Source organism: Streptomyces sp. NPDC048496, assembly GCF_043200055.1.
Lineage (GTDB): Bacteria > Actinomycetota > Actinomycetes > Streptomycetales > Streptomycetaceae > Streptomyces.
The window spans coordinates 1-1,217 of the sequence record NZ_JBICXB010000148.1 but is presented as its reverse complement, the minus strand read 5'-3'; the positions used below and the strand labels follow the sequence as shown (position 1 = coordinate 1,217).

The 1,217-nt window shown below is 67.5% G+C and carries 1 protein-coding gene; it reads left to right on the top strand.

Annotated features, from left to right (window positions below; genetic code table 11):
- Positions 1 to 122: 122 nt before the first annotated feature.
- A partial coding sequence (locus ACGFSA_RS35245; RefSeq protein WP_393310281.1) for an IS1380 family transposase occupies positions 123 to 1,217 on the top strand: 1,095 nt, incomplete at its 3' end.

Sequence of the window (1,217 nt, the reverse complement as noted above, 5' to 3'; positions counted from 1 at the left end):
GCCTGGATCCACCGGCTTGATGTCTGTGGATAGTTTCTCTGGGAACGAAGAAGTGCCTTGTGACCTGCGATGATGGGTTTCTCTAGGACCACATCAGGCACGATCAGCAAGGCACTTCCGAGATGGAATCTTCTCATGCCGCAGCGGCGGTCTCATCCGCGTTCGACGACCCGAACCTGATCGCGTACGGCGGCCTCGAGCCGGTGGTGCGATTGGCCGAGCGGTGCGGTCTGCCCGCACTGGTCGGGGGGCACATCCGTCTGCCGGCCTCGAAGGACGGCACCGGTGCCTTCCCCGCGGCGAAGGTGATGTCGCTGGTGGGCGGCATGGTCGCGGGCGCCGACAGCATCGATGACATGCACCGCCTACGGCACGGCGCGATGGGCCGCCTGTTCTCCGGAGTGCGGGCCCCGTCCACGCTGGGGTCGTTTCTGCGTTCCTTCACGCACGGGCACGTGAAACAACTGCACGCCGTGGCCCGCCGGTTCCTTCCCGCACTGGCCCGTCATACCCCGCTGCTGCCCGGCGCGGACCAGGTCGCCTACGTGGACATCGATGACACCATCCGCCGCACCTACGGCTACGCCAAGCAGGGGGCCGGTTATGGATACAGCAAGGTCAAGGGCCTGAACGCGCTGCTCGGCATCGTCTCCACACCCCTGTCCGCCCCGGTGATCGCCGCCACGAGGCTGCGCAAGGGACCGTCGAACTCCGCGCGCGGGGCGGCAGCGTTCGTCGCCGAGACCATCCGCACTGCTCGCGCCTGCGGCGCCAGTGGCCTGCTGGTGGTGCGGGCGGACTCCGCGTTCTACGGCGCCGATGTCGTCAACTCCTGCCGGGCGCTGGGCGCGCGGTTCTCCATCACGGTGCGGATGAACGCTTCCGTCAAGGCCGCCGTCGCCCGCATCGATGAGGACGCCTGGACGCCGATCAAGTACCCCAAGGCGGTCTGGGACGAGGAGGGCCAGTGCTGGATCTCCGACGCCGAGATAGCCGAGACCACCTACACCGCGTTCACGTCCAAGCCGAAGAAGCAGCAGGTCACCGCCCGTCTGATCGTGCGCCGCGTCAAGCGCCTGAGCGCTGAAGCCGTCCCCGCCGGGCAAGGCACGCTGTTTGACACCTGGCGCTACCACGCCGCGTTCACCGACTCCCCGCTCCCCTTGAACGATGCCGAGCGTGACCATCGACGGCACGCTGTCGTCGAGCAGGTGATC